Source organism: Bradyrhizobium sp. BRP56 (genome assembly GCF_020194035.1).
GTDB classification, from domain to species: domain Bacteria; phylum Pseudomonadota; class Alphaproteobacteria; order Rhizobiales; family Xanthobacteraceae; genus Bradyrhizobium; species Bradyrhizobium australafricanum.
The window spans coordinates 136,968-144,140 of sequence record NZ_JADYVV010000014.1 but is presented as its reverse complement, the minus strand read 5'-3'; the positions used below and the strand labels follow the sequence as shown (position 1 = coordinate 144,140).

The 7,173-nt window shown below is 59.1% G+C and carries 8 protein-coding genes; 4 read left to right on the top strand and 4 right to left on the bottom strand.

The window, feature by feature from the left end:
* Nucleotides 1-123 precede the first annotated feature (123 nt).
* Together I6F38_RS13025 and I6F38_RS13020 are read right to left on the bottom strand one after the other, a co-directional pair.
* Nucleotides 124-885 (bottom strand): IS5 family transposase, encoded by a 762-nt coding sequence (locus tag I6F38_RS13025; RefSeq protein WP_225160607.1) that lies wholly within the window; start codon nt 883-885, stop codon nt 124-126.
* Between the two features lie 366 nt (nt 886-1,251).
* Nucleotides 1,252-2,106: a LysR family transcriptional regulator gene (locus tag I6F38_RS13020; RefSeq protein ID WP_225160606.1), complete on the bottom strand. Its 855-nt coding sequence runs from the start codon at nt 2,104-2,106 to the stop codon at nt 1,252-1,254.
* Between the two features lie 161 nt (nt 2,107-2,267).
* On the opposite strand from I6F38_RS13020, the gene I6F38_RS13015 reads away from it, so the two are divergent.
* From I6F38_RS13015 to I6F38_RS13000, 4 genes are all read left to right on the top strand, one after another.
* Nucleotides 2,268-3,092, top strand: coding sequence for an oxidoreductase (locus tag I6F38_RS13015; protein ID WP_225160605.1), 825 nt, complete (start codon nt 2,268-2,270; stop codon nt 3,090-3,092).
* A 50-nt stretch (nt 3,093-3,142) separates the two neighbouring features.
* Nucleotides 3,143-3,991, top strand: coding sequence for an alpha/beta hydrolase (locus tag I6F38_RS13010; protein WP_225160604.1), 849 nt, complete (start codon nt 3,143-3,145; stop codon nt 3,989-3,991).
* 105 nt (nt 3,992-4,096) lie between these two features.
* Nucleotides 4,097-4,627, top strand: coding sequence for a VOC family protein (locus I6F38_RS13005; protein ID WP_038960368.1), 531 nt, complete (start codon nt 4,097-4,099; stop codon nt 4,625-4,627).
* Between the two features lie 258 nt (nt 4,628-4,885).
* Nucleotides 4,886-5,185, top strand: a complete 300-nt coding sequence (locus I6F38_RS13000; RefSeq protein WP_225160603.1) for a hypothetical protein — start codon at nt 4,886-4,888, stop codon at nt 5,183-5,185.
* Between the two features lie 460 nt (nt 5,186-5,645).
* Here the strand turns inward: I6F38_RS13000 and I6F38_RS12995 are convergent, their stop codons facing one another.
* Both I6F38_RS12995 and I6F38_RS12990 read right to left on the bottom strand, forming a co-directional pair.
* Complete coding sequence (locus I6F38_RS12995) at nt 5,646-5,840, bottom strand: DUF3606 domain-containing protein (protein ID WP_016844186.1); 195 nt, start codon at nt 5,838-5,840, stop codon at nt 5,646-5,648.
* Nucleotides 5,841-6,966: 1,126 nt separating this feature from the next.
* On the bottom strand, nt 6,967-7,137 hold the full coding sequence (locus I6F38_RS12990) for a hypothetical protein (RefSeq protein ID WP_225160602.1): 171 nt from the start codon (nt 7,135-7,137) through the stop codon (nt 6,967-6,969).
* Between the last annotated feature and the right edge of the window lie 36 nt (nt 7,138-7,173).

Sequence of the window (7,173 nt, the reverse complement as noted above, 5' to 3'; positions counted from 1 at the left end):
TCGAGTTCGTCTTCCCATCCCGGCATGGTCAGCCCTCCAAGAGCCGACCACCCATGAATCATTGAAAAGTCGATTCGGGAATCCTATAAAACGCGACCAAATCAACAATCTGCCAAAGTAGTGCTAGGGCGTGGACTCATTAGCACGTAGCCAAATGCGGATTGATGCGAGCTTGATGAAGGCTAGATAGTTGGCCGCGAGTTTGTCATATCGGGTCGCGACACGCCGGCATTGCTTGATCTTGTTGAAGAACCGTTCGATCAAGTTGCGCGCGCGATACAAATAGCGGCTGAAGCAGATCGGCTCTTTGCGATTGCGTTTCGGCGGAATGTTGGCCCACGCGCCTTGCTGGCGGGCGAACTCCCTGATCCAATCCGCGTCGTATCCACGATCCGCGAGCAGCATCGTTTGTGGAAGCAAGGCGCTGAGGAGGACCGAACACAGCCGATTGTCGTGCGCCTCACCCGGTGTGAGCGCGAGATGGACCGGAAGGCCGTTGGTGTCCACCACCGCGTGAATCTTGCTGGTCAGGCCCCCTCGTGAGCGACCCATATCTTGATGATTGCTATCAGCGATGCAGGCTCCGTGCTGGTGCACGCGGACAACCGAGGTATCGATCATTTGCACCGTCGCGTCACGATCGGCGGCCAGTGCATCCATGATTCGGTCCCAGACGCCAGCCCGTCGCCACCGAACGAAGCGATTGTAGCAGGTGGTTCGGGGACCGTATTTCTCCGGCAGGTCGCGCCATGGTGCACCTGAACGCAGGACCCAAAAGATGCCATTGAGCACGCGACGATCATTTACGCGCCGAACCCCGCGCGGCTTGTTCGGCAGCATCGGTTTGATGACGGTCCATTCGTAATCGCTGAGTTCGTAGCGCATGATTCGAGGCTCCGGTTTCGGAGCTTGAATCACGGCTCGGGCAGAGCCATCAACCGCCAACGCCCGATGGGACTGCCGCTTATGTTCCGAATTTACTTCCGCTTTCGGCGGCGCTGCGGACATGACTGGACGCTCTGCTGGCTCGCCCCAATCGCGAATGACCAACTGCGGAAATTCAGAGGATCACCTAACCTCAGCGGGATTAGCACACACCGTTTCTCAAGGCCTTCCTCGATAGCTACGCAGGATGCGACGATGATCGAATTCAAGCAAATTAGGCACTGGACGGTCGAGGAGCGACCGGCCGAGACGACTGCAGCGACCTTGGTTTTCTCCGGGAGCCTTGAGTCCTTTCCAGGCCGCACATCAGGCGGTCGCGTTCACGAGATGGTCCGATACCGTCGAAATGAACGCTCGAAGACGCCCAAGACGCCGTAGGTCTCGGTGGTATCCCATCCAAATGTCTCGCGCTGGCGGCAGCGTCGGCAGGTCCAGTCTACGGATACCAGGGATCTGATTGGCGACCACGCAGGGCAGGACAGCGATGCCGACGCCTTCCCTGCACATGCGCCCCTGGACGTTGCGGTTGTTCGATCGCAGGACCGGTCTTGCGTTGGGGAAACTCTCGATGAGCCACGCGATGTCGGGGAAGTGGGGCGTGGATGATGTGATCAGCCGGAAACCAGTCCCATCGCCATATTTGGGATCAGCCGCCTCCTCCGCGATGTAGACGCCGTATTCGAGCCTGAAGAGCCGCCGCTGAATGACATCGGCAGTGTCGAACGGAACGGCACGAAAAGCGACTTCGGCCTCCCGCTGAGCGAGGCTGAACCGGCGCGTGCCGGTCAGGATCTCAATGTCGACATTGGGGTATGCGTTCGAGAAATCCGCCAGGATGGGAGGCAGGACATAGGCCCCGAACCAGTCCGTTGATGAAATGCGCAGATTGCCTTTGAGATTCTGCTCCCGCCCCGCAAGCCGGCGCTCCATGGCCAGCGCGCCTTCTTCCATTTGCTCGGCCAGCGCGATGATTCCGTGGCCCTCATCGGTCAGAACAAGACCGTCCGCTGTGCGCTGGAAGAGCGTGTGACCGATTGCCTGCTCGAGTGCGCGAAGGCGCCTGCCGACGGTCGGATGGCTTGTCCGAAGCGAACGCGCGGCACCGCCGAGCGTGCCAGATCGCACAACAGCGAGGAAGATCCTTACGTCACTCCATTCCATCGCGACCCCCGCACAAAACTGAACGCCGAGAGTACAGGAACATCACTTAACGAACAAATCTAAGCACCTAGATTCCCGCCATCGTCTGAGCCGCGTCCTTCTGGGGGGGTCCGCCACCCCATGAGGGCGGCTGCGAGGTGAAACAACTTGGAGAAGAAGTTATGAAAACCTGGCTTATCACAGGCTGTTCGAGCGGCTTCGGCCAGCGGCTCGCGCTCGCTTCGGCACAGCGCGGCGATCGGGTTATAGCGACGGCCCGCAATGTCAGATCGATCGGGGCAATGGCTGAGCCTTTCGGCGGCCGCATGATCACCTTGCCACTCGACGTGACCGATTCGGCGGCGGCCAAGGCAGCGGTCGCGAAGGCGGTCGAGACATTTGGCGGGTTTGACGTGCTCGTGAACAATGCCGGCTACGCACTGTTCGGCGCGATCGAGGAAGGCACGCCCGAAGAATATCGGCCGATGTTCGATGTAAACGTCTTCGGTCTGATCGAAACCACCAGAGCCGCGCTACCCGTCCTACGACGTTCGGGCGGAACGATCGTCAACATGTCGTCCGGTGCGGGTATCGAGGGCCGCGGCGGCGGAGGCTATTACCACGCCGCCAAGTTTGCTGTGGAAGGAATTTCCGAAGCGCTCGCCGGCGAGCTGAAGCCGTTCGGAGTTCGCGTGCTGGTCGTCGAACCCGGGCCGTTTCGCACCGATTTCCTTGGCCGATCGATCATGATGGCGGGCAACGAGATGCCCGAATATGCCGCAAGCTCACGCAAACACTATCGCGAAACCAGCAACGGCAATCAGGCGGGCGATCCCGACAAGGCGATCACAGTGATCCTGCAGGCGGTCGACGCCGAGGACCCCCCGCTCCATCTGCCGCTCGGCCCGGCCGCGCACGCGATCGCCGAGAGAAAGCTGGCGGCCTTCCGCAGCGACATCGACGCTTGGCGTGACATCACGATCGCCACCGATTTCGACCAGCCCTGAGCGCTGTACACGCGCTCTATCTGACACCTCCATCTGACTGGAAAGCGATCATGATCGCAGCTTTGAACGGGTTTACCCAGCAGCTGGTGCCGGTGAACGGCATCAAGATCAACGCCGTGACGGGAGGCTCAGGCCCGCCGATCCTTCTGCTTCACGGCTGGCCGGAAACATGGTGGGAATGGCACCATGTGATGCCGCTGCTGGCCGAGCACTTCAGCGTGGTGGCTATTGATCTGCGCGGCGCGGGTTTTTCCGACTGCCCGCAGGGCGGCTATGACAAGGCGACGATGGCGCGCGATGCGCATGAAGTGATGCTTGCCCTTGGGCATGAACGCTATGCTGTGTGCGGTCATGACATCGGCGGAATGGTGGCGTTGGGCCAGGCGGCACTTTATCGAGGGGCTGTCACACATCTTGCTGTCCTCGACGTTCCACTTCCTGGCTGGACGCAATGGGAGTCGACGACGGCAAAGATCTGGCACTTCAGTTTTCATATGAACCGGGACCTACCCGAGCGCCTGATCCATGGCCGTGAATATGACTATGTTTCGACCTTCATGGCTGAGCGGTTCTACGATCACAGCACCTTTAATCCCGCGGACATCGAGATCTACGCGAAAGCGATGGCCCTTCCTGGCCGCACGCGCGGGGGCATGGAATGGTATCGAGCCCTCGCGGCCGACCACGCCGCCGCGCTCGAGTATAAGAAGCAACCTCTCGCGATACCCGTGCTTGGCATCGGTGGCGACCAGCGCTTCGGTGCGCAGATGGTGCCGATGCTCAAGGAGTTTGCCACCAACGTGACGGGCGGCTCGATTGCGCGGTGCAGCCACTATGTCGCTGACGAGCGGCCGAATGAAGTCGCAGCCGCTCTGATCGATTTCCTCAAGGCCAATTGAAACTCTGCGCCCGCGCCGTCGTGGGCCGGGCGGATCACGACATTGCGGGCGAGTTGTGCCCGCACCCATCGCGTTCGATCAATCAAACGAGAAAGGAAGACTATCATGACCGCACCTGTCATTCGCGGCGTCAATCATATCGGCATCACGGTGCCCGACATCGAAGCAGCCAAATCGTTCCTGGTGGAAGCTTTCGGCGGCCAGGTGATTTATCAGTCCTTCGGACCGCAGGACCCTCCGCGACAAGGACCCGAATTCGAGCGGGCCACTGGTGCTTTTCCTGGAACGGTCGTGCGGGCGCAGGCGATGGTCAAGATCGGAACCGGACCGGACATCGAGCTCTTTGAAATGCACGGCCCCGAACAAGCCCAGCCGGTTCGGGCCAGCGACTTCGGCATTACGCACTTCGGCGTCTACACTGACGACATCGACGCTTCGGTTGAGCGCTTCGAGAAGGCCGGTGGCACAGTCCTTACCGCGCCCCGCGCTATTCCCTACGCAACCGAAAAAGGTCCCGAAAACAGGGTCTGCTATTGCCGCATGCCATGGGGCACGACGATTGAGTTCATCACCACGCCTGACCGCATGGCCTACCACGATCAAACGAACCTGCGGCGGTGGCAAGACGAGGATTGAGAGGAGCGGGGAGCTACCGGCTTTGACCAACGACATGCCGGATGCATGTCCCGGCTCAGCGCCGGGGGCCACCATGTACCTTTTCGAAATAGCGGTCCATCGGAACCACTGTCTCATCCGGGATATGCGCCCGCCGGCGAAGCGGCCGAGCGACCGACATGACAATCGCGATCATAAACAGCGCCGCGCGCCAAGTTCGAAGATGGCGCAGAGTTCGATGAGTTTACAATCAATCTTAACACGTTAGAAGTTCGGCTTATGACAAATGCAACAATGATAGTGACCTGCAGCGGCGGCACGTATTTCGATCGCGACTATTATGTCGATGTTCACCTGCCGTTGGCGCTCGCAAGCTGGCAGAAGCATGGCCTCGAAGGTGCCGCCGCCTTCTTCCCGCGAGACGCCGATGCGGTAGATGTTTCCGTGGGAATTTATCGATTTCGCGATGAGTCTGCTCTTCACGCTGCGCTTGCATCCGCCGAAACAGACGCAATTATGGACGACGTCCCCCGGTTTACTGACGCTAAGGTTTCCCGAATAATTGGCGCCCCGCTCTGATTGCTTGCCGTTGTAATGCATGGGTGGTCACAATCAGTTTCGACAGGTTATGATCACGCCTCGTCAGAGAATGGTATGACGCTGTCGGCTGATAGTTCCGCGCTCCAGCGCGCTTCCGCTAATGGCCAATCGCGTCATCTAGCTGCGCTGCAGATTTCGATCGCTATTGGTGCATAGCTGACTTTGGCAAGCCGTCCACCCGGCAGATTTATGGGTTCACGGCCTAGCTCGTCGGTAGCGTCCATGCAGCGCAGCCCTACGAATTGCCAGACGGCAATATCTTATTCGGATTGCTCAATGACCTTGCTCACATCAGGCTCATCAATCCCATCCGCCCGATTGCACTCGCAAGGCATGCCGGCGCCGCACTGACAGCCATGTGCCTCCGCCGTCCAAGGCAAGTGCGGATGGTTCTCGCAGACCCAGCCCAACCCCAAGCAAATCGGACAGGTGGGTTTGGTCATTCTTGAGCTTTGTCGGGCAGACCCAATTCCTTGCGGACCGCAGCAGCGGAGTTGCCGACCTTTTCGACGACCTTCTGAAGGTCATTCTTCGACACACCAAGTGCATGGGTCCAATACTTCACCTCGTATGGCTCGTGCATGTTGATCTTCGAGCGATCTGGCTGGACGCGGTTGGTTAAATTGTCCGGCATTGCCTCTATCCCAAAATAAAAGGTCGCGGCCGTTGGCTGGTCCGAAGAAGATCAGGCTATTGTCGGGGCGGTTTGCAAATTGACCGTCGCGGCAGTAACGTCGGCCACCCAAAGCTAGTTCCTACCAACGCTTCCTTGCCCCCGAAGATCCGGGGTACATTCTCAATCAGTTTAAACCAGTGGCCCCGGCTGCACCTCGCTAGGGCCGTCGACTCGGCCTCAGCGTCTCGCCGGGGCCGTTTCTGTTCAGGGAACGAGCAGCAGTCCACGACGTCAAATCTAAACGATGGACTGGGACTATTACCGCGGCCTTAGCGCTCTCCGCGGGCGTTGAGGCCATTCTAACGTCAGGGGCCGGTTTTCGCGACTCGTGAATAGCTTCGCTAAAATCTCAGCCTGGTCTTTTGTCAGCTTCTCGGCGAACGCGCCGTCCTTTTCTATCTGGGCCGGTCCTTTGCATTCGCTATCGTAGACCATCCAGCCGTTGCCGCCTTGCCGAACGAGGAATCGGCCTCTCATCGGGCGTCCAATAAATTCCATTGCAACACCACCTGTGAAATTGAAGGGTTTCAGGCGTCCAGCGAATTGAAACGGCCCCAACCCGAGGGCCGCCAACCCGAACAATGCGGGTTTTCCTCCAGCAGCCGGGGGAGCCCTGGATCGGCTGGGGGACCTGAGCCGACTCGTTGCCAAGCCGATCGTTCCTATTATCGATCGTTAGGATAAACGGCCCAGTGGTGCTGGTTTTGGCGTGCAGGTGATCGTGGCAACTCGGCCCCTCCGCGCCGCGCCTCACCGCGTTGGGGCCGTTTTTGCAAAGACTACGCGAAAAGGTCTTTGCTGACCTGGTGATCCGCGGAGTGCCAGCGTTATTAGCGAACCGAAATAAAAATTCAGCTGAAGTCGTGTTTATTCGGTTAGCCGAACAGATTCTCGCCGGCCTAGGGTCATGCGATTGGGTGCCGTCCTAGTTAGGACATTCGCTGCGGGCCTACCTTAGAACGCGACAAAGGAAAAACCCATCAGTAGCAGGGCGAGCAAAACAGACGCCCGGCCGCTATCTTTAGTCCGGCGCTTGGCTTCGCTGATTGGTTCATATTGGGGGCCGTAACCCGCGAGATTGAAGTCACGCGCTCATATGCGCGCCGGTCTCAGCTTGCCGGGTTCTCTTAAGTAGCTGCTCTTTTTCCATACCTGCGGGGAGTACGCTTGCTTCTTCACGAAGACTCTTGGCCTCTTCAGTAAGGCGTTCCTCTAGAGAGTGCTCTTGCTTGAAGTGCCGACGCTTAATGACCATGCGCTGTCCTTTCCGTGGCGGAAGGCGGCGTGTCCC